Below are 20,495 nucleotides of genomic sequence, written 5' to 3'. Positions count from 1 at the left end.
TCAGTTGATGTACCGTGGACGCTCGTCGTCGGAACCCTCCGACGTGGACGAGTCGTCTATGTTCGAATCGCTATCCCTACTACCGGCTTCTCGTCTCGAAGACCCACCGCGCTCTCGAAGAGTGTCGAACTGGTCGTTCCGCGACTCAGAGCGTTTGGAGTGTCTTGATGACGTTCGTGTCTCGGTCCGATTCGTGCTAGATGTCGAGAGCGCTGACCGGAACGACGTACTGGAACTGTGCAACCGTGAGCCGACGGCGTGCGCTCTAGAGTCACCCGAGCCAAGCAGTAGCTGTCCATCCGGTCGGACGGCAGGTTGGCCTCGAACCCCGCGAGCGAAGTTCTGTCCACCACTCGCTGTTGTCGCACCGGCTGTCCGAACCGTCTGGACCCTCGCTCGTGCGCGACCACGAGACGCGTGTCGGGCAGCGCTATCGGCCATGAAGAACAGCGCTCCTGCCTGCCAGAAGAGGATAAACGGCGAGATTATAGCGACGAGCGGCGTCAGGATGGCAAGGAGCCACTGGCCAATACCACCAATAGTAAACGTCACCGAGGAGCCCAATAACTGGCCGAGACGTAGTAGGAGGGCAACCGGTATCGTCATGAACAAGAACGGAACGTAGAATCCGGCGAGTCGCTTCATGAACTGCGATGCAAGAGCGAACGGGCCAACTCCGGGCACCCAGAAGACGATGAGGAGTGGCATCAACAGGACGAACAGGTACAGCACGACGTGGCGTATCAAGTAGAGCAGCGCGAGAATCAAGAACAAGACGATGTCTACGGTGAGCGAAATCAGGAGTCCAAGTAACCCAATCACGCTGATCGAGAGCGTATCGAAGAGTGTGATTTCCGCTAATGACGGGAGTAGAAACTTGCCTAAGCTATCGATGAATCGAAGCGAGAGTGCAGCGACCCACCACCACGATAGGATACCTAGTAACCCAGAGAACGCTCGCTTCTTGAGTTTGGTACGGTGGTAACTGCTAAACAGATAGCTCGCCGACTCAAGGAGTATCACTAAGCCGATCATGAGACCCCAGAGCAACAGCGACAAGGGGATGATCGTTTCCCAGTAGAAGTCATAGATTACTGGCCATCCATCGTTCGATGGTCTGCCGAACACAGAGTTCGGGTTCGGTGTCTCGACAACGATTTTCAACAAATCTCCAGCATGGTCCCTGATGAAGCCAGATATTGGACCGACAAATCTTCGCGCTGCTTCTTCTAACGACTCAACAATCACGTCTCCTAGCGAATTCATCTCTCCTCCTCGTCTCGCGACTCCCAGCTCAACGATACGTTTGAACACACCGTATCGTCTGCGAAACCGACCGTGCTGGGATTGCCGTTGAACTGAGGCGATAAGTCGGCGGTTAAGATACTACCGTCTGCAGCTCCCAGCCGAGCAGTAAAAGGATATTCAGTACCTTCACATCTGGGTGCTGTCTCCGGTAACGCTAACGGCCACGAATGCGCGATATACTGCTGGCTTGCGCCTGGTGCTATAGTTAGTTCGTCCCCCGTCATCGGGAATTCTAGGTCTGGATACGCAGACTGATCCGATATCGTCCCGTCAGCCGCGAAATTTGGTGCGCCTTCAAACGCGATATCGTAGATCCACGTCGCCGCTGTTCCCGTGTTTTCAATCGTGAAGACAAGCTTCGAGAGGTCGGACACTGTCTCCCCATCACGGTACTGGGAGATGTCGGTGATCCGAAGCTCCGGGACTAACGACACCGAGCGCGTGACCTCGGTTTCATCAACGACGAGGACGACTTCGTGAGTACCCGGTGTGTAATGCTTGACGTCGCCCCACGGTGGATCGAACCGTAGAATCGGGAACTTCACTGTCCTGACTCCGGGTTCGATTTGCTTGCTCTGGGCTGCGGTTCCATCGGGTGCGATGAGAGACGCGTGCGTGACGTTCTCGTCAGCTAGTTCGAGAACGATGTCGTACGTCCCGACCGTCATTGATTCGACAGCCGAGTCGAACGAGGGACTCGCCACGGCATCGACAGCGCCTCTCGTCGAACAGCCAGCGCCGACGGCCGACCCGGCAGCGAGCGCCGAGAGGAAGGCCCGACGGGAGAGACGTCTCGGCATCACAGCCCCCTCCACGGCGGCCAGAAGCCCCAGTTCGTGAACCGGTCGAGGATATAGCCAGCGAGCAACAGCGCGCCGATCGGGACGAACCCACCGAAGAGCGCGTCCAGATAGCGAAACGTCGTCCCGCCAGTGGAGACGATAGCCGTATCGCCAGTGTAGCTAGGGATGTCCCACCACCAGAACGACGGTTCGTATCGCGCCGAGACGGCATCACGGTCACTGGAGACAGTCACGTCGACGGTCCCGTTCTCCGAGGTGTTCACGCGCTGCCCGGCGACGACGAGATAGCCGTCGCGGTCACTCGTCTGGATTGGCGCACTCGTCTCGTTGTCGCGGAGCTGTGCGCGGACAGTGACCGTCTCCTCGCTTCGGTTCATGACCTTCAGCGTGAGATTGCTCTCGGTCAGCGGGACGGCAGCGAACTCCGAGACGGAGAGTGTCGCGTTCGTCCCGCGGACGAGGCCGATAGCGGTGACAGTGTCCGTCTCGTCGTGAGTCGTCTCGACGTGTGTTGCGATGCCGAAACTGCCCGTGTACGGTCCTTCGACGGCGTCCAGTACGACCGCTTCAGGAAGTGACGGTGCGTCGTACTCCGTGCCGTACACTGTAAGGAGTTCGACCGTCGCTCGTGGCCATGGCGTCGGGCCAGTCTCGATCGGGAAGGCGTGAACCTGTAACGGATGGACCGGCGAGTGTGCTGTAGTCACGTTGGTCCCGTCGTACGTGGTGAGATTATCCCAGGTCTGGTCACGCGCAACGTAGAAGCGCCAGACACCACGCACCGCTCCCTCGGGTAGGTCGAGACCGTACCACGGGTAGTTCTTGTAGGCGACTAATCCGAGGTCGCCATCGGGGTACTGTGTCTGATATCCAGAGACGATCAGGTCGTAGACGGTGACCGTCGCGTTGTCTCTGACTGTGATGGATTCCTGGCGAGTTCCAAGTGAGTGAAGGCCAGTCTGACAGAGCCCATACGTCGTCGTCTCAGCGCAGCCCACGCCTTGACTGATGTCCGTTCGCCGCAGCTGTACCGTGACCGTCGCTTCGAGCGTGAGCGTTGCGGTTTCGTTGAGTCCGGGTTCCAGATCACTGTAGGTGAGCGTCGGTGTCTTCGTGTGGTTCGCCGTATCGAGGACATCTCCATCGAGCAGGAGACGAACCGACTCGACATCGTGTGACTCGACGTGCCAACTATTCCCTGACGAGTCGTCAGCCGAAGGCATGACGACCCGGTAGTCGACGGTTCCGAGCACCTCACCATCGGGGGCGATGTACAGCGGCTGGTCGGTCTCTGAGAGGTGAACGCGCGTCGATGGTTGAATCGCACCGATGGTCACGCCCACATCTCGAAGATACGAGCCGTTCGAACGCGTCGTATTGCGTGGGTGGCTGGCGACAGTAGCGTCGGTTTCGGGCATCTCCGCGATGTCACGCCGATTCCACATCTCGACGGCACGGGGTGGCCGATCGATTGGAACGTCCGTTCCTGCACTGAGGGTTTCGAGCGGCGTTTGCGTACCGTTGCCTGTCACGTTCACGCTATCCTCGTCGCCGGCCCAGAGCACCCAGAACTCGCTCTCGTTGACACCGTGAGTCGGTTCCGCCGGTGGGTGGGCGACGCTCTCCACGCTGATGGTGACGACCATCGAAACGGCGGCGACCAGGATGAAGACAGGGCGAGCACCTGCTCTCAGAACGCGCAACTGCTCCCTCCGGCGACGACCGTGTTCAACAGGAACTGGACGATAGCCGTCGCCAGCGGCGCGACGATGATCCCCCAGATGACGCCCTGATTGCGGACTTCTTTGAGTTCCAGCTTCGTGTCGGTCCGTCGGACCATGGGCGTCACGACCGCCGCTCCCAGTGCGAGCGTGCCGCCGATGAGTGGCCCGCCGAACTGGATGATGGTGAAGACGTTCTTGATTGTCTCGGCCATGCTCGTCGTACAGAAGTCCTCGCCGATGGTTTGTGCCAGAGCGGGCTCGGCGGCGACCAACGAGAGGACGCCGATAGTCAGTCCCACCCGGCCGAGGGTCCGTTTGAAACGAGCGATGCGGCTATCCACTTTTTCTGTCGGCACGGAGGCCGACGGCGCTTGCGTAGACATTTCTCTTCTGACGCGCCGATCCGGTCAGCCACCGCAGCCGAGTCAAAGACCGCTGGAACGACGGCGTCTAAGTGGCAGAAACCAGTACGAGATATTAAATCTATTTCTGAGTTTAGGTGAGTTTACTGCGTCAGGTCTGTTTTCAGATACTGTTGTAGAATAGATAGGACCCCCATTTACGGGGTTTCGAGAACATTCAGAGATAGTCGATTTTCGACTACGTCGACGAGCTCCCACACAGGGATGGCTTAAACATATCGGCGAATTGCTGTCCTCGCAGTTCGTCGGGGTACTTAGGTCACGAACGCGCCTTCAGTCCGGTGTGTCCCTGAAAATCGGTTCCTCACTAACTGATGGATTCAATCGAGTCGCAAATAGAAACGGGGTGGTGCTCACTCTCGCATATGTAGTTCTCGGAATTATCTGGCAGGTAGCGTTTTACAGTGCCTTCCTCACGTTGCTGCAGAGTTCGAGTGACCTGCCCGCAGATGCGACGCAGGCGCTTCCCGCTCTTGACCTCCCGCTTGCGGTCTCTGCGAGCGTGTCGGTTATCTCGTTGTTACTCCTCCAAGTGATGTCGATCGTGGCTATCCGAACGTTCGTCGGTGGCCATTCGAGTTCTATCCCGAGCGAATACTACACCCGAAACATGGTCTTAGCGATCGTGAACACGATTCTCGGGGGCCTCATATACAGTCTACTCGTGTTCATCGGGACTATCCTGTTCATCATCCCCGGCATCATCGCGTATGTCGCGTTCCTGTTCATGATGTATTATATCGCTGTCGAGGACGACAATTTCGTCGCTGCCCTCCGCAATAGCTGGGCTCTCACTCGCGGGAACTGGATTCCCTTGGTCGTCATCCTCTTCATTATCTTCGTCGTGCTCGCCATCGTCCCCGGTATCTTGTCGGTTATCGCCTCGGCAGTCGTGAGTGCGGTCGCCGGCCCGGCGATAGGCACGCTGATGGCCGGTATCATCACGCTCCCGTTCTCGCTGATCGTCCTCGGTATCCTCAGCGAAGCGTTCGTGCAACTTCGAGAAAGCGAAGAAACAGCGGACGTGTAGGATAGGTATCTCTTCTGTAGTCCGTTTCGAAAGAGCGTCTCTCGTAAAACCCCTTGACAGCGAACGAAAGCCTGCGTTCGGTAGTATCCCGGGCGTATATCGACCCTTTCCAGCGCTCGCTCTGTTGTACGGATGAAACACCAGTTGAGCAGAATACGAAAAGTTCCGCGTTGGTCGCCTGCAAACCGTCGTCCAAACACTCAAGAATCATGTACGCCTACACCACATATGGCGACGATAGAGATTGATGACGACGTCTACGAGGCGTTACAGCTTCCGGAGGGGGAGCGCTCACCCGCGATGAAGCGGGAGTTGGCGGTCTCGCTATACGCCCAGGATGTCCTCTCGTTCGGGAAAGCGCGTGCGCTAGCAGGACTATCGAAACAGGAGTTCCAGAAACTCCTCGGGGAACGGGAGATTCCCCGCCACTACGGTGAACAGGAACTCAAAGAAGACCTCGACTATGCCAGATAGTGGACTGATAGTCTCGGATACCTCTCCCCTTCTGAACCTCGCTCTTATCGACCGATTGGTCCTCCTCAAAGCACAGTTCTCAGACGTTACGGTCCCACGTCAAGTCTGGGACGAACTCACCGATGGGGAAGAGGGCTTGGAGCCGCTCCAAGAGTGCGCGACGAGGGGTTCCTGTGCGTCGTCGAGGTGGCACGCTCGGACTTGTTCGTCGAAGTATTTCACGAACTCGATATCGGCGAGACCGCAGCAATCTGTTATGCGGTCGAACACAACGCCGACCTCGTTTTACTCGACGAGCAAGACGGACGGCGAGTCGCCCGCAGACACGACCTGGATGTCACGGGCGTTATCGGCGTTCTGCTCCGCGGAGCGAAGACCGACAGACTAGATTTGGAACAGGAACTTGATTCCCTCTGCGAGGCTGGCTTCTGGATTTCCGACGACCTCTACGCACGAGTTCTCTCAGAGGCAAACGAGTAGTCGCTTTGTCCGTAGCGACGGCCAACAGGGCCCAGTTACACTTTCGTGAGCCTACTAGTAGATTCTCGATCACACGTTTGGACGTGTTTCTCTCGCATTCTCGGTCCGACTGTGGAACTCCGCCGTCGTTGACCACTGGTGGAGTCCCTGATTCCCCACGGTAATGGGGGTTGCCCTAGCTCAGAACCCGAATATCGGGACGAACCGGAACGTGAGATACGCACCGGCCGTCGCGATGGCCGGGACGACGTTCTGCATCAGGACGACCCGGGCGGTCGTCACGGGGTTGAACAGCGCCCCCGGACTGGGAATGTCGTCGGCGTCCTCCGTCCCGATGGGAGGAAGCTCTTCGCCTTCCTCGTCAGCCGCCAGCGCGTTGACCGTGACCGGTGGTCCCCCGTCACTGGCGACGACCTCGGGGGCGGTCATCGGTCGGGTCGCCCGGCCCCAGCCCAGTCCGACGATGGACATCGTCGCGATGATGACGAAGCTCGCGGGGATACCCAGCGCCGAGAGGAAGACGACCAGCGTCGAGGAGACCGACGCGACGACAATGGCCGCAGTCAGGGGCAGCTCCGTGATGTCGCTGCCCATCGTCTCCAGCGTCCGTCGAGCGATGGTAAAGGCCCCGATGGTAACGGCGATTCCACCGAAGATGATAGCCGGGTTCATCGACAGTTCGCCGCTGCCGACCAGCGGTGCGACGGCGTTCGCGATGTTCGAGGTGCCCGAGGCGAAGGCCATCAGACAGCCGATCGCGACGACGGTCATCGTTCCGACCAACTCCCGGCGGTTGGTCGTCCGGTGGACCCGCGGGATGGGAATGAGCCCGGATCGGTCGACGTCGAACAGCGGCCCCGTACTGCGCTCCATCGCGACCTTCGTGTTCAGTCGCGCGTAGAAGTATCGGCCGATGATCAGCGAGACCCAGAAGCCGATGATGGGCGAGACGACCCACCAGATGACGATCTGCCCCATCACGGCGAGATCCAGTACGCCACCGGCCAGTCCGAGGCCAGCGATGGCACCCACAGCAGTCATCGAGGTCGAGGCCGGCACGCCGAAGACGTTCCCGACCAGCAGTGCGACCCCGATGAAAAACAGCACCGCGATGGACGATTCGAGCGTGAAGATCCCGGTGTCGACGACCAGTTCACTGCCGAGTTTCGTCACGACGTTCCGGCCGAGCGTCCAAGCGCCGATGAAGAAGAACACGCCCATCAGCGCCGCGGCGACCGGCTTAGAGATAGCGTCGGCACCGACGGCTGGCCCGAATGCCGGTCCCGTAGTCGACCCGCCAATGTTGTAGGCGACGAACATCGCGACGAGGACGCCAGCGATGAGGAGGACGCTGCTCATCGGGCCTCGGTCTCGGCGTCCTCGGTAGCTTCGTCTGCCTCACCATCTGCGTCCTCTGCCGTCATCTGCTCTTCTAGGGTCTGCTCGACTGTCTCTCCGACCTTCTCTTCGACCGTCTCCTCTACTGCCGCCTCTACCGTCTCTTCGACTGTCTCACCGACCGTCTCATCAACCGTCTTTTCGACGGTCTCGCCGACTTTTTCCTCCACTGTCTCCTCGACCGTCTCACCGACCGTCTCATCAACCGTCTTTTCGACGGTCTCGCCGACTTTTTCCTCCACTGTCTCCTCGACCGTCTCACCGACCGTCTCCTCCACTGTCTCCTCGACGGTTTCTCCAACTTTCTCTTCGACCGTCTCACCGACCGTCTCCTCGACCGTCTCACCGACCGTCTTCTCAACGGTCTCTCCAACTTTCTCCTCGACGGTCTCGTCGACTGTCTTTTCGACGGTTTCACCAACCGTCTTCTCCACCGTCTCACTAACGGTTTCGTCGACCGTCTTCTCGACGGTTTCTCCAACTTTCTCTTCGACTGTCTCGCCGACCGTCTCGTCGACTGTCTCCTCGACAGTCTCCTTGACTGCTGTCGTCATCCAGTTCGGGTCGAAACGAGCCATCTTCCAGACAACGTGGAGGACGTAGGAGAGTAGCACCCCGAATCCAAATGCCAGTCCGATGGCGTTTCCGGCGATAACGATTAGCCCGACCGAGACTGCGATCATCAGCCCATAGGTCAGGTCGACGATAGAGTCGACGCGGTTCGGGTTCACGACCCACCTGAGCCGAAGGTTATCTGCCCGGGGAAGACGAGTCGGGACTCAATAGCTGTGAAAAAACACATAGAAATTCTACACTCCGCTCACGCAAGTAGCTTGGCAAAGTCACTTCCGCCAGGGAGGAGTGGCGTCCCGCTGTTCGACGGAGTAAGCTCACTCGAAATCGGCATGGCCCCTTTTGTAACATTCCCAGCACGGAAACGCTGGACGACAGTCGTCGCACTCCTTGGCCGTCTCATCCGCTGTCGTGTTCTCTACACCCGAGTCTACCGTCTCATCGCTCGATATCTCGCTGGTCACTCCCGAGTGAGGATGTCCGCCGTCGCTGACCACTAGTGGCTCCCCTACTCGCTGACACGCTATTGCGTCGAGCAGTGGCCGCCGAATCGCGACGGCTACCCGGTGTTTACAGGCCCCGTCGAAGCGAGTATCCGCTGGACAGGTACAGGCCACCGGCACGCCATCCTCGACGGTAACGGTGTATTCGTGATCCTCGGGATCGGCGTGGCTCTCGTTTCGGACGAGAACCTCATCACCACATAGGGAGATATCGAGCGCTTCGTATTGGGCGCGCTTTGCGACTCGCTTACTGAACTGAAGTTTGGCTAACGGATGCATTGGTCTCGGGCACCCACAGATGAGCGCCCGCACCCGTCAGGGCGCGAGAAAAATCGGATGCGAAGCGGAGGTGAGAACGAGCAAGCGATAGACCAACCATAATTGCAACAATCATCCTGAGCTGCAACGGTACCAGTTTCTAGGGCCGCTATTTGCATTTAGGAGCACTAGATTCATCTATAGCGGGCGAGTAGAATGGGTACGTGCATGAGGAACGTCGAAATCGACGATACTGCCCCCGGCGAACTCATCTCCTACGGGAGAGAGTCGTACTACAGACCAGAACCACTACCGCCCTCTCGAGATCTTGCATTGGATACGGACTTTTTCGAGTTGCTCGCCGACGCCGTGTTCTGGCTCGGAAAGCTCAGCGGCGTCAGCCTTAAGCTCGATTTCTCACCGGTTCTCTACACCTCGCTCCTCCGGAAGGAAGCGATGGAGTCGGCAGAGATTGAAGGCGCGAATATCGATTATAACGCGCTCTACAGCCTCGAGACACGCACTCTCGATGAGAGTGGGGAGAACGACTCACTCGAATCCTCGATTCGTGACACAGGTACGAAGGATAACAGGAAGTTCTGAACTACGAGCAGGCTATCGAAGACGGTATTGCCACACTCGATAGTGGTGGAGAACTCTCTGTTGCCCTCTTCACGAACTTCATACGACGCTACTTACAGACGTTCCAGACGACCGCATCGATACCGAGACGATTGGTGCCTACAAGACGACTCCGAATCACCTCGGCGATTTCTTGCCACCAGTGCCTAGCGAGATAGACGGACTGATGGACGCGCTGGTGACGTACTATCGAACCGGGGGCAGCTATCACACACTCATAGACATCGCTCTGTTTCACTATCAGTTCGAAACGATACATCCATACGGTGACGGAAACGGACGGCTTGGCCGCCTTCTTATCACGCTCCAATTGTACGATACCGGGCTTCTCGAACGGCCGAATCTCTATCTGAGCGAGTACTTCAATCGGAACAAAGCTATGTATGTAGACCGAATGGAGGCGGTTCGGACGCACGGCAACTGGGAAGGCTGGTTGTCGTTTTTCGTTAAAGGAATCGCCCAGCAGGCCGAGGAGTCCGTTGACCGCACGCTGGAATTAGATATGTTGCGGCGTCGTTACGAGAACGAGTACGGTGGCGTCCAGTACGCGAAAAACCGCTTAGCGTGTACTCTTTTCGAGCAGCCTTACATGTCGACGAAAACGGTCGCGGACAGGCTCGATATTGAGCGATCAACAGCGTACCGTGCGATTGCTGCGCTGGAAGATGAAGGGATTTTGGAGGAAGTTACCGGAAAACAACGTAATAAAGAGTACCGTGCGAAGGAGATATTCGATATTCTTGAGCGGCCGCCCCAAACGTACTGAGCCTTTGTCTGTCTTTCTGCAAGGAGAGAATCCCGCCCGTCGGGTGAGAGTGAATCCGACACTTCCTTACAATTTCCCCGTCGACAGGCCGAAGACGAACTAATATTGCGAACAGGCGAGGAGACTCACCGGCTGGTCACCGAGACGATGTGCTGTCGCTACCGACGTAGCACGCGAAAAAGGCGAACGCAGGGACGGGCAGTTCCTGTTAGTCGTCGCGGCCACACTTCGAATAGTGCTACGGCCATAGGGCAGCCGTGGTTCACGATGCCGATACTCAAGACCGGGTACCGAGCGGTCGAACAGTCAGATACAGAGTCTGACTACGCGGCCCATTCAGTATCCTCCACTAGCGCCGCAACGGCTTCCCGGTTGTTCCGCACCGTCAGCGCGCTCACACCGGCCGCGTCTGCGAGGGAACGTTGTGTTACGGAGTGTCCGTATTCGTCAGCAACAACCCCGAGACAGGTCGCTGCGAAGCCAGCAGGATGTCTCCCCGCGCTCGTTCCGGAGGTATGGGCGCGTTCTGCGAGCGTCGTTGCTTCGTGGACGATCTCCTGCGGGAGGTCGAGTTCACTCGCCAGTTTCCGAACGAACGCGCTTGGCGACTGCGGGGGAGCGGGTAACGCGAGGGCTTCGTTGAGCGTTCGATACCCATTGAGAACTCGGGATTGATCGACCTGTGCGCTCTCGGCGACCTCCTCGATAGTTCGTGTGATACCATTTACCCGACAGACAGCGTAGACACAGCCTGCGGCGATCGCCTCGATGGAGCGCCCGACGAGCAGCTCCTCTGATTGGGCCGTTCTGAACAGCGACGAGGCCTGTTCTCGTAGCGAATACGACAGGTCCAGTGTGCCACTTAGTCTGGCGATCGAACCGAGTCCGTCCGCGAGGTTTCGCTCGGCTTTCGACCGCCAGCGCCCTCTGGTGTGTTCGCGTCGGAGTCGGCGGAGCTGTCGTTGTTTCTGCACTGAGAGCCTGTTACCCTTCGCATCGGTATCCCAGCCAATCTCAGTCGAGAGGCCGCGGTCGTGACGCGTCGCGGTCAGCGGCGCGCCAGTGCGTTCGGTCGACGTCTCGTCTTCCGAGAAGCTCCGCGGCTCGGCGGCGTGGTCGAAATAATAACAATCGACGATGAGCCCACACACCACACAGCTCGTCTCGCCGCCGTCCGTTTCGAGGCTGCCGTCGCATTCAGGACACGCCCATTGAGTGTTCGACCGCTCTCTTCGTCGAATCCGCTCTCGTAGATGTCTCTCGTGTGCATTCGAACTCATGCGAGGCCGCTCGGCCCCGCACCCGTTAGGGGGCAATACAATCAGTGTGGTTCGCGTCAAGAGCGCCAACCAGTAGAGCGGATTCTGCCTGGGATACTTTCCTCTCCTCACTCTTGCGCACTGGCAAAGCGCTCTCTGAGTGTCGCCTCTCGCGTCTCGAACTGGGTGGCTTTCTCGCGGACGTCACGACCGACGCGTTCAATCTGGGCGAGTGCAACCTGACTCTCCAGTCCGGTCTGTTCGTCTCGGTCAGTATCTGCGTTAGCTCGTTGCTCGTAGTTTCGCTCGACTGCCCGGATCGTTGCCTCGGGGTTGAACAAGATATCGTTGGCCGTCCGAACGTACCCATCGAGCGCCGTCCCCTCTTTCCCCGTGAAGAAGTGCGTTAGTGCGTACGTCGCTCCGGAGTGAAGCGTCCACATATCGATATCGAAGGGGTCCGGTGCTTCCGCACGGACGTCGCTCGCCGCCCGGTCAGCGAGATAGGAGGGAAACCCGAGCAGTTCGTAGAACTCCGAGATGTCAAAGGGCACCTCGGTGAAGTTGACAGTGATGTCGCCCGCGTCTTCGATGAACGCAAGCAGGTCGTCTGCAACCAATCCGAGTTGCCCGAGAATCCCTTCCCACCAGCCCTGGAAGTCACCCACGTCACCGACGTGTTTGACCGTCTCGCGGTCGGTCAGCTGTCGGATCGAGTTCGCACAGTAGCTATCGCGGGCGAAGCCTTCGACGTAGACGGCGTGGCCGCCGAAGAAGTCATAGCCCGACGTGACACCCATCGTTATCGGTTCGCTTCGCCCGGGGAGCGTCACCGAGAGGCCGTCGAAGAGGACGTCCATGTGGACCTCGCCACCGCCGCGGTACTGTCGAATCTCGCCGAAGACGACGTCACCGAGTGGATGTCCATCGAGTGATTCCTCTCGAAGGACGTCTTCGAGCGGGCCGTACACCTCGATCGGATTGATGATGGCGTAGCTGTCCGTCGGGACGTGAAAGAGCGGGTCGGTCTCCTCACCGCGTGCCTGTCGGTCGAGTCGTTCCGGATCGACGACGGCGTTGAATCGGTTAGTCGGTATCCACTCGCCGGTGTAGGGATTGGTGTAAGCCACCGTTGTCTCCACTGCCCGAGGCACGGTTCGAATCGCCTCGGCGAACGAAACCGGTGAGTCGACTGTCTTTCTCTGTGCATACCACGTCGGGAGGTCCGCATCTGTTCGGTCGTCGACGCCCGCAAATACGGTCGTTGTCTCTGGAGTCTTCATGTGTTTCTACGAACACTCATTTTCGAGCGCCCGCACCCGTCAGGGCGCTACAAAACGCGGTTGCGTCGGTTCGTCTGGGAGAGACGGTGTCTCACTCCCTCTAAACGAAAGTCCCTGCTCCATCCGCCCGCGATCGATTCGTAGTACATCGACTCCTCGGCAGATGTTTTCCTGTTGAGCGCCTAATCTGGCTGGTGCTGGTTGTACGTACAGCAGTGGCGCTCTCGTCGCACACCGAGTCTGGCTCCTGCGCCATTAGTGTATTCGGATATAAATGAACTGCACAGAGAAGTCACAAGACCGTTCGCAAGTATACAATTCACGCGGAATTTTACATGGACGGCCTCTCACACTTTCTCCGTATACTGAATATAAAAACAGCTATACTAACAGAGAGAGAAGAGACTACCACCGAAATGTCCGACAAGGAGCTTCCGGATAGTGCACCGGGAACATACGTCCCCTCTCATCCAAATCCGTACTATTCACCGGAGTCGCTGCCCATTGAGCCGAAGCTCGAAATTCCCGAGCGAGTGCATGAGCTGGTCGCCGAAGCTTCGTATCAGATCGGCCGTATCGACGGGATCAGTTCGACCGTCGATTTCGCTGCGGTCCTCTACACTTCTCTTATCCGTATCGAAGCAGTCGAATCGGCACGTATCGAGGGAGCCGACGTCGAGTATCAAGATGTCGAAGCATATCATACCCAGAACCCAACCGGGGAAGAAGACCTAACAATTGAGAAGGACCTGAAAGAGGCCCTCAACTACGAGCACGCACTGACGTATGGGCTTGACCGAGTCGAGAAGGGAGACCAAATAACGCTCTCACTCATCAAAGAACTCCATTCGATGCTTCTCGAAGACGTCCGAAATGATGGTGATGTGGTCGGTGATTTCCGCGATCACATGGTTCACCTGACGAGCCCACGGCCTGGCAAGCGTCCGTTCGTCCCGCCGATGCCTGACGGACTCACTGGCCTCATGCAATCCCTTGAGTCATATCTCCAGATGGGTGGCCAGTATCATCCACTAATAGACGCCGCTATCATCCACTATTACTTCGAGACGGTCCACCCATTTTCAGATGGGAATGGACGGCTTGGCCGACTCCTGATTATCCTCTACTTAGTGAGCAACGGGTATCTCGAAAGCCCATACATCTACCCCAGCGCGTATTTCAACCGGCACAAAGTGGAGTATGTCGAACGGATGCGTGCCGTGAGTGAGGACGGTGCGTGGGACGAATGGCTTACGTTCTTCCTCGAAGGACTCAGGAGTCAAGCCGAGACGTCGTATGAGCGGACGCAGCAACTGAGAGAGCTTCAGGAACACTACGAGGAGGAGTATTCGGGCAACACGAATACGGACAAGTTCGCACGGCAGTTGCTCCAGTATCCGTATTTCATGGCCCCGGATCTAGTGGAGTATCTCGATATCTCCCGCCGAACTGCCTACAAGGTCGTCGACGATCTCGAAGCAGATGGTCTTATCGAAGAAGTAACCGGGAAAGAGCGCGGAAAAGAGTACAAAGCGATCGACGTTTTCGAGATTCTTCACTGAACCACGGCCCAGAAGGCTCTATTCGCTGCATGCAGCGGTCGGCGCGTGCGAGGAACGGCCCGTGGGCCGTGACCGCGCGCGAGGGGCGTCCGAGCGCAGCGAGGACGACGGTTGGGGAGGAGACTGGCACGAGAAAAAAGAGTGGGGAGACCGGCCCTACAGCCGCACGCCGCGTTCGGGGAATTCGATGGAACTCCAGCCCGTCAGCGCCACGGAGACGCGCCCCTCGTACCAGCTCGTCGCGACCGACCGCAACCGCGCCTGTTCGCCTTCCCGAACCAGCGTCTGCGCCGACCGCATCCACGATGTGAACTTCGTCGTCCCCGTCTCGTCTTCGATGAGCCCGACCTGCCGGATAGCCGGATGGCTCGGTTCCCAGAGTTTCGTCACTCGCCCCTCGATGCACACCTCGTTGCGCTTCACATCTCCAAGTCTCGCTATCGGCACCATCGTCCCACGGCCGAGCCACTCTTCGTCCGTTACGTCGACCGACGCTTCTACGATATCCGCACCATCTGCCAGCCGTCGCGCCAGTCGCTTCGAGAGTGCCGCCGCCGTTGCCCCCGTCCCGACTCGCTCGCTGATACGCCGCGCCTGCCGATTCACGCTCGCCAGCTCGTCTCTGGAGAGTTCCGACCGCGGGTCCACCCGCTCCGGGTCTGCCCACGTATCCACGCTCGCTGCACGCTCAGCGAACACTCGTCGTCGGTCTCGGTTCCCCGCTTCGACGCTATCTCTCGTCCGGGCCTCTCTATCTGAGTCCTGTCTGTGGTCCCACCGGCTTCGCGTCCGCCCGATCTCCGCCTCGCGTGCTGCCAGCCGTTCTTCTGCTTCTAAGGTTAGCCCTCGTCCGACTGCCTCGTAGTGCTTCGTATCGACGGTTCCCTGTCTCTCCTGTTCGACAGAGGGCCGCAGTTCGGGCGTCTCCTCGACCACCTCGAACCGCGCCGGAATCCGTTCGTTCGCCTGTACAGCCACCGAAACTTCATTACCGATTGTGCGCTTACTAGACATTGGTCTTCACTGACCGAAGGCGTTTCACGACGCCCGACAACCGCGACCCTTACATCGCGGTTTTTCCTCACAACCGACTAGACAGACACGTCTGCACGCGCCGTTCGCGCCTTCGTGAGCGCCCGTGAGGGCGCGAACGGCGCGTGCCATCGATAGGTCATACCAGTCACGCGCGACCGGCCAGCCCGACCGAGCGGCCAGCGCGCAAGCCGCTTTCGGTCCGAGCGCCGCGAGGACCGAACGCGCGCTTGGTGCTGGCGTCCCGAAAGGGCGAGCGAGGAGCACGGCGAACGCCGTTCGCCGTCGCGGTTCGGGCGTCGGGCCGGGCGAGCGGGACGCGCCGTACAAGGCCGACACAGCCGCTCTCCTGGTGGATTGAAAGGGCGAGGTGCGCGTGGCGGCGTAGCCGCCACGTTCGCGCTCGGGAGTCGCTGTGTGGCCCCTATCCGAGCGGAGTGAGGATATGTCACACAGCGGCCGCGAACGCACCGAGGGCTTTCGAGGCTGACCGTGGGTGTATCGATACAGTCCTAAGAAAACTCACAGCCCAGGTATTTGAGCACATCTCAGACACACCACTGTTTCAAGTGAACAATCAAATATAGCAACCGCTGACATTCGGATAGTGGACTGATTCTCCTAAGTAGAGCGATTCTCCGTCGAATATATCAGCTGGTTAGATGAAATAGTGGTGTGTCTCTGTAGTCTTTCTCTCCTATCATCTGGCTCAAACCCGTCAGTATCACCTCCAGTCGAAGAGAAATCGCGATTTCTCTACAAGCTGAACTTGCTGGCGGTCTCGAATATGCCTATTGACGAGCGTCTTGTTCGGGGACAACACCGCTTCCAGACTTTGCCATAGATTTGCACGACCGTCCGACAGGTGCAATAACGACTATCTCGTCTGCGAGCGTCGGAGACCAATCAGTGTAGATGTCAGATACCGTCCAACCGACCGATAGCGACCTCCCGGTCGTAGCCGAGACTACCCAGACATACATCCGGATACAGCCCGCTACCGAGACACTCGACCCACGAGGAATCGAGAGACAACTGCGGCGACTCCATCGGCTCGAAACACCCTCAACTACTCGGCTCAGCGGACTTCTGGGGACGGCCCAGGCTCCGACCGTCGAGTGGTTGCTGGTCGGCGACAGCGAGGGAGTCGCGTATTACGTGAGCGTCGACGAGACGTCGAAACTCGACTCGCTCGAAGGCGTCTTGCGAGGATTGTTTCCCGAGAGCTACGCCTTTGAGCGAATGCGGACGAGCAGAGAAGGACTGCTATCCGAAATCTTCGAGGAGCCAGGCAACGCCACGGAGGCACAGACGGAGCCTGCGGCCGTCGAGTTCGAGCGCCGCTGTGAGCACCCGAAGGACTGGCAGACGCGGCTCACGCCCTTTGAGGCGTTCTACGAGAGCGAGGACGACCGCATCCCGCTATCGGGAGTTGTGGAGACCATCGCGAACAGTCCCCATCCAGTGGTGTTCCAGGTACTCTGTCGGCGAAAGCCCGACTGGTCCGCAGACCTCGAGATGCGCCGGCTCGATATCGAGTCGGGGAGCGATACGCTCGGTGGGGCGCTCACCAATGCGGTGTTCGGCCGGCCGGAGGATCCCGAATCCATCCGCACGAGACCGGACGAGGTGCGACTAACGGAACTCGACGAGCGTGACCCACGGAACTCCTTCGAGGTCAACGTCAGAGCGTTCGTCGGGAGCGGCTCTGGAGATGAACGGATGGGGCGGACGCCGACCGATGTCGCACGAGACCTCGAAACGGCGTTCGGGCCAGTGGGACACACCACCTATACGATAGCGGGCACCGTCACGACTGGAAAGAAGAGCGCTATCGTTCGACAGGCTATAGCGGAGCGGACGTTCCGGACGAGAGCGAACAGACTGGCCAACCGACTGCCGTGGGGCGTCTCCCGAAGTCCAGTGCTCGTCGCTGACGCCAGCGAGGTCGGCGGCTTTTGCCTCCTCGACGGCGCGAAACTCACCGCGGCCGGCCGTCGTCTCGCCGACGCCACCCCTGTCGACCGACAACCGCTTGCCCACCCACCGCAACGCCACCTCGACCGATATTACGGGCCGGGGCTCCCGCTTGGCCATCCGCTGACACAGGACAGCGCACCTGACCCGGTGCTCGTCTCTCTGCCGCCGACGCTGCAGTCACTCCACCTGGCATGGTTCGGCAAGACCGGGTCGGGGAAGTCGACGAGTCTCGTGACGGCGATGCTCGATAACCACGAGGCCACGGACGGTGCAGATATCCTCATCGACCCGAAGGGCGATGGAATGCCTATCGAGTACATGCAGGCACATTACGAGCGCTACGGCACGCTCGAGAACGTCCTCTATTTCGACTGTGCCGAGCTGTTGCCCGCCTTCTCGTTTTTCGATATCCGGGATGAACTCGATCGGGGCATCGCTCGAACCACGGCCGTCGAGGACAGGGTCGAACACTACATCGAGATACTGATCCAGTTGATGGGTCGAGACCGCTTCGAGCAGGCGGTTCGCTCGCCTGATATCATCCGCTACATGGTCAAAGCGATGTTCGACCCCGTAAGCGGTGCGGACGCGTTCAGTCATCGCGATTTCCACGGCGCGATTCAGGAGATGCACGACCGGAACACGGCCCCGCCAGTCTCTGATGGTGACCTCGAACGGATGCTCGCAGGCGTCGTCGCCAACCGAGCGCGAACGTTCGACGAGATCATGCAAGGGGTGGCTAATCGCATCGAGAAGGTGCCCGTCGACCCGCGATTGGCTCGGCTGTTCAATCACGTTCCCGAGAGAGGAACTGACAGCACCGACCCGCACTTCGACCTCGTGGACTATCTCGACGAAGACGTCGTCATCATCTTCGATACGGGGCAACTGCGGAGCGAGGCACAGCGTGCGCTTGCCCTCCTGGTTCTTTCGAACCTCTGGTCGGCGCTCAAACGGCGTGCTCGTGGGTCGATGGATGCTGAAGGTCTGAGCGCATCGGCGAGCGAAGACGCGACGACGGGCACCGAAGGCGGCACTCGTCCACTGGTCAACGTCTACATCGAGGAAGCCGCGAGCATCGCCGTCTCGTCGCTGCTCTCTGAGCTCCTCTCCCAATCTCGGAGCTTTGACTGTGCGCTGACCCTGGCGATGCAGTTTCCCGCCCAACTCCGCGAGTCGAGCGAGCGGGCCTATCAGGAGGTCCTGAACAACGTCTCGACCATCGTCACGGGTAACGTCGCGGTCGACGAGAAACTCACGAGACGATTGGCCACCGACGAGATGGATGCCCGAGAGGTAGGGAACCGACTCCGGGCGCTCCGTCGCGGCCAATGGTTCGTCTCCCTGCCCGCCGAATTCGATACGGACGAACCCACTCCGTTCACGGCTCGGTCGCTTACCCCGCCCCGTGGCCATCCGGCGTCGACGATGGCTCCGCAGCGTCATGGCTTCAAGGAGGCACTAACGATGACTCACGAGAACGTCGTAACCACGGCTGGCCTTCGACTGGTCGAGCCGAGTCCGGTCGAGGGTGCGGTCGGTGAAGACGAGGAGGTGCCGACTCGCGTCGACAGCGCGCTTCCCTATACGAACCGATTGCCGTCGATGGTAATCTACGACGCTTCGAGACACGGCCTCGTCTGTGATGGCTGTGAGAGCCGATACGATCCGGATAGTGCGGGAATGCTTCGAGCCATCGAGTGCTGTGCCTCACTAGACAGGGTCGATCCCGACGACATCCCCATCTGTGAGGTGAATCTCAAGCTCTCGACGGGAGAGCGCGATGTCTCGGTGTTCTCCGACCGACAGCTCATGTTCCTCCAAGCGGTCTACAACGCCCAGCAACTGCGCTATGACCCGCCGGAATATGACCTCCTCTACGATAGTATGCTCCGACTGCAGGAGTACCTCGGAATCGAGAGCGAGGCGATTCAAGACCTCGTCGACGAGGGCTTGCTTACGCACGATACGGATCGTCCCCATCGACTGTATACGGTGACGCCTGCGGGCAGGTCACTCATCGGCGAGCACTACCGCAAGGGCGTCGACTACGGCCACGGCAAAGGCGATTTAGAGGAGACGAGTCAGCACGTCCTCGCGGTCGAAGTCGGCCGCCGATATCTAATAGAATGCTACGAAAACGACCCTGACTCCTCGGTCGTGAGGGTCATCCCGTACTTCGAGCTCGACGAACGCGATCAGACGGTGGTCCCCGCATCGAGTGCGATGGGTGACAACGCCACCGAACTCGTCGAAACGGCCGACGAGTACGACCGTCACCGCATCGATGCCGTCGGTCTCGACGGGGAGGGCCGCGTCGTCGTCACGCTCGAAGCCGAGCGAATCAACCACGACCTTCGCCGAGCGGTCCCAGAAGACTACGACAAAATGGCCGCCTGTGACCCCGACGAAGCAGTCTGGATCACGATGTCTCATTCGGAGGCCCATCGCGTGTTACGCGCGCTGAACGACCCGCTGGAGGGCGACCCGCGTGTCGAGAAAACGTACGCCGAGAGCACGCCAGCAAGCGAGTTCCGCATCGACTCGCCGGGCTGTACGGCGATGTTCACGCTCGAACAGGTCCGAGAGATGGTGGCCGAACAGACTACGTCGGGTACCCACAAGTGAACTACCCCGCCCTACTCGTTTGGCTTCGCCTCACTCGTGGAGGACGGGGGCTTAGCGCCCTCTCTTTCAGCTAAAGTCGTGGGCTTCCATCTTGCATCTGTGTGACTTTCTCTGACGCTACTCACCCATCCGCAGACACGGTTCGCTTCGCGGAAATGGCGCATTCGTTCCCCGTCTTGGCATACGCTGCCGATACGGCACAGTCCGGTGAAATCCGTGTAGAAACACTCTGTTGCGCTCTCGGCTGGTCCAACCTTGGAATTCGTTGCCGCCTATGATACTGAACAGCCACGATGACAGCCTTAGAGTGGGAGAATCGGGGTGAGCACTTTCACTGAACAGCAGGGACCATGCCCGCTCAGTGCAGCGC

At 59.1% G+C, this 20,495-nt stretch carries 15 protein-coding genes and 2 pseudogenes; 7 read left to right on the top strand and 10 right to left on the bottom strand.

Features of this window, described 5'->3' with window-relative positions:
• The 4 genes from E4S61_RS09770 to E4S61_RS09755 all read right to left on the bottom strand — a co-directional run bounded on the left by E4S61_RS09770 (position 1) and on the right by E4S61_RS09755 (position 4,191).
• Positions 1 to 1,314, bottom strand: a complete 1,314-nt coding sequence (locus E4S61_RS09770) for a hypothetical protein (protein WP_135303742.1) — start codon at positions 1,312 to 1,314, stop codon at positions 1 to 3.
• Positions 1,263 to 1,976 carry a hypothetical protein gene (locus tag E4S61_RS09765; protein WP_135303741.1) on the bottom strand — a complete coding sequence of 238 codons (714 nt, stop codon included), beginning with the start codon at positions 1,974 to 1,976 and terminating at the stop codon, positions 1,263 to 1,265. The genes E4S61_RS09770 and E4S61_RS09765 overlap by 52 nt, the downstream gene beginning before the upstream one ends.
• A 131-nt stretch (positions 1,977 to 2,107) precedes the next feature.
• Positions 2,108 to 3,814: a hypothetical protein gene (locus E4S61_RS09760; protein WP_135303740.1), complete on the bottom strand. Its 1,707-nt coding sequence runs from the start codon at positions 3,812 to 3,814 to the stop codon at positions 2,108 to 2,110.
• Entirely contained in the window at positions 3,802 to 4,191 is a 390-nt protein-coding gene (locus E4S61_RS09755; RefSeq protein WP_245180672.1) for a hypothetical protein, read from the bottom strand. Before E4S61_RS09755 ends, E4S61_RS09760 begins: the two co-directional genes overlap by 13 nt.
• Before the next feature lie 415 nt (positions 4,192 to 4,606).
• On the opposite strand from E4S61_RS09755, the gene E4S61_RS09750 reads away from it, so the two are divergent.
• The 3 genes from E4S61_RS09750 to E4S61_RS09740 all read left to right on the top strand — a co-directional run bounded on the left by E4S61_RS09750 (position 4,607) and on the right by E4S61_RS09740 (position 6,241).
• Positions 4,607 to 5,287 (top strand): hypothetical protein, encoded by a 681-nt coding sequence (locus E4S61_RS09750; protein ID WP_135303738.1) that lies wholly within the window; start codon positions 4,607 to 4,609, stop codon positions 5,285 to 5,287.
• 228 nt (positions 5,288 to 5,515) lie between these two features.
• Positions 5,516 to 5,761 (top strand): UPF0175 family protein, encoded by a 246-nt coding sequence (locus E4S61_RS09745; RefSeq protein ID WP_135303737.1) that lies wholly within the window; start codon positions 5,516 to 5,518, stop codon positions 5,759 to 5,761.
• Between the two features lie 153 nt (positions 5,762 to 5,914).
• Positions 5,915 to 6,241, top strand: coding sequence for a DUF3368 domain-containing protein (locus E4S61_RS09740; RefSeq protein WP_245180669.1), 327 nt, complete (start codon positions 5,915 to 5,917; stop codon positions 6,239 to 6,241).
• A 180-nt stretch (positions 6,242 to 6,421) separates the two neighbouring features.
• On the opposite strand, the gene E4S61_RS09735 is transcribed toward E4S61_RS09740, so the two are convergent.
• The 3 genes from E4S61_RS09735 to E4S61_RS09725 form a co-directional block, all read right to left on the bottom strand.
• A complete protein-coding gene (locus E4S61_RS09735) occupies positions 6,422 to 7,600 on the bottom strand; it encodes an inorganic phosphate transporter (RefSeq protein WP_135303736.1) in 1,179 nt (392 codons plus the stop codon).
• Entirely contained in the window at positions 7,597 to 8,370 is a 774-nt protein-coding gene (locus E4S61_RS09730; protein ID WP_135303735.1) for a hypothetical protein, read from the bottom strand. The genes E4S61_RS09735 and E4S61_RS09730 overlap by 4 nt, the downstream gene beginning before the upstream one ends.
• 159 nt (positions 8,371 to 8,529) lie before the next feature.
• Entirely contained in the window at positions 8,530 to 8,994 is a 465-nt protein-coding gene (locus E4S61_RS09725) for an SWIM zinc finger family protein (RefSeq protein WP_135303734.1), read from the bottom strand.
• A 207-nt stretch (positions 8,995 to 9,201) separates the two neighbouring features.
• Here E4S61_RS09725 and E4S61_RS26645 point away from each other — a divergent pair.
• Positions 9,202 to 10,381 (top strand): annotated as a pseudogene (locus E4S61_RS26645) (Fic family protein).
• 323 nt (positions 10,382 to 10,704) lie between these two features.
• On the opposite strand, the pseudogene E4S61_RS09715 reads toward E4S61_RS26645, so the two are convergent.
• Positions 10,705 to 11,651: pseudogene (locus E4S61_RS09715) on the bottom strand (transcription initiation factor IIB).
• Between the two features lie 117 nt (positions 11,652 to 11,768).
• Complete coding sequence (locus tag E4S61_RS09710) at positions 11,769 to 12,923, bottom strand: hypothetical protein (protein ID WP_135303733.1); 1,155 nt, start codon at positions 12,921 to 12,923, stop codon at positions 11,769 to 11,771.
• 416 nt (positions 12,924 to 13,339) lie between these two features.
• Between E4S61_RS09710 and E4S61_RS09705 the strand changes: the two genes are divergently transcribed.
• Complete coding sequence (locus E4S61_RS09705; protein WP_135304684.1) at positions 13,340 to 14,485, top strand: Fic family protein; 1,146 nt, start codon at positions 13,340 to 13,342, stop codon at positions 14,483 to 14,485.
• Positions 14,486 to 14,641: 156 nt separating this feature from the next.
• Here the strand turns inward: E4S61_RS09705 and E4S61_RS09700 are convergent, their stop codons facing one another.
• The gene (locus tag E4S61_RS09700; RefSeq protein ID WP_245180661.1) at positions 14,642 to 15,463 is read right to left on the bottom strand and encodes a DNA-binding protein; all 822 of its coding nucleotides are present in this window, start codon (positions 15,461 to 15,463) and stop codon (positions 14,642 to 14,644) included.
• A 160-nt stretch (positions 15,464 to 15,623) separates the two neighbouring features.
• Here E4S61_RS09700 and E4S61_RS09695 point away from each other — a divergent pair, with 160 nt between their 5' ends.
• Positions 15,624 to 15,878 carry a hypothetical protein gene (locus tag E4S61_RS09695; RefSeq protein ID WP_135303731.1) on the top strand — a complete coding sequence of 85 codons (255 nt, stop codon included), beginning with the start codon at positions 15,624 to 15,626 and terminating at the stop codon, positions 15,876 to 15,878.
• Positions 15,879 to 16,432: 554 nt separating this feature from the next.
• A complete protein-coding gene (locus E4S61_RS26140) occupies positions 16,433 to 20,125 on the top strand; it encodes a type IV secretory system conjugative DNA transfer family protein (RefSeq protein ID WP_135303730.1) in 3,693 nt (1,230 codons plus the stop codon).
• Positions 20,126 to 20,495 lie beyond the last annotated feature (370 nt).

This window comes from Haloarcula amylovorans, from assembly GCF_004681185.1.
Lineage (GTDB): Archaea > Halobacteriota > Halobacteria > Halobacteriales > Haloarculaceae > Haloarcula > Haloarcula amylovorans.
The sequence above is the reverse complement of the archived record's forward strand: the minus strand, read 5'-3'. Positions and strand labels throughout refer to the sequence as shown.

Coding starts and splice junctions, on each gene's coding strand:
- E4S61_RS09765 (WP_135303741.1), bottom strand. CDS start 1,976: ATGACGGTCGGGACGTACGACATCGTTCTCGAACTAGCTGACGAGAAC.
- E4S61_RS09745 (WP_135303737.1), top strand. CDS start 5,516: ATGGCGACGATAGAGATTGATGACGACGTCTACGAGGCGTTACAGCTT.
- E4S61_RS09735 (WP_135303736.1), bottom strand. CDS start 7,600: ATGAGCAGCGTCCTCCTCATCGCTGGCGTCCTCGTCGCGATGTTCGTC.
- E4S61_RS09725 (WP_135303734.1), bottom strand. CDS start 8,994: ATGCATCCGTTAGCCAAACTTCAGTTCAGTAAGCGAGTCGCAAAGCGC.
- E4S61_RS09710 (WP_135303733.1), bottom strand. CDS start 12,923: ATGAAGACTCCAGAGACAACGACCGTATTTGCGGGCGTCGACGACCGA.
- E4S61_RS09705 (WP_135304684.1), top strand. CDS start 13,340: ATGTCCGACAAGGAGCTTCCGGATAGTGCACCGGGAACATACGTCCCC.
- E4S61_RS26140 (WP_135303730.1), top strand. CDS start 16,433: ATGTCAGATACCGTCCAACCGACCGATAGCGACCTCCCGGTCGTAGCC.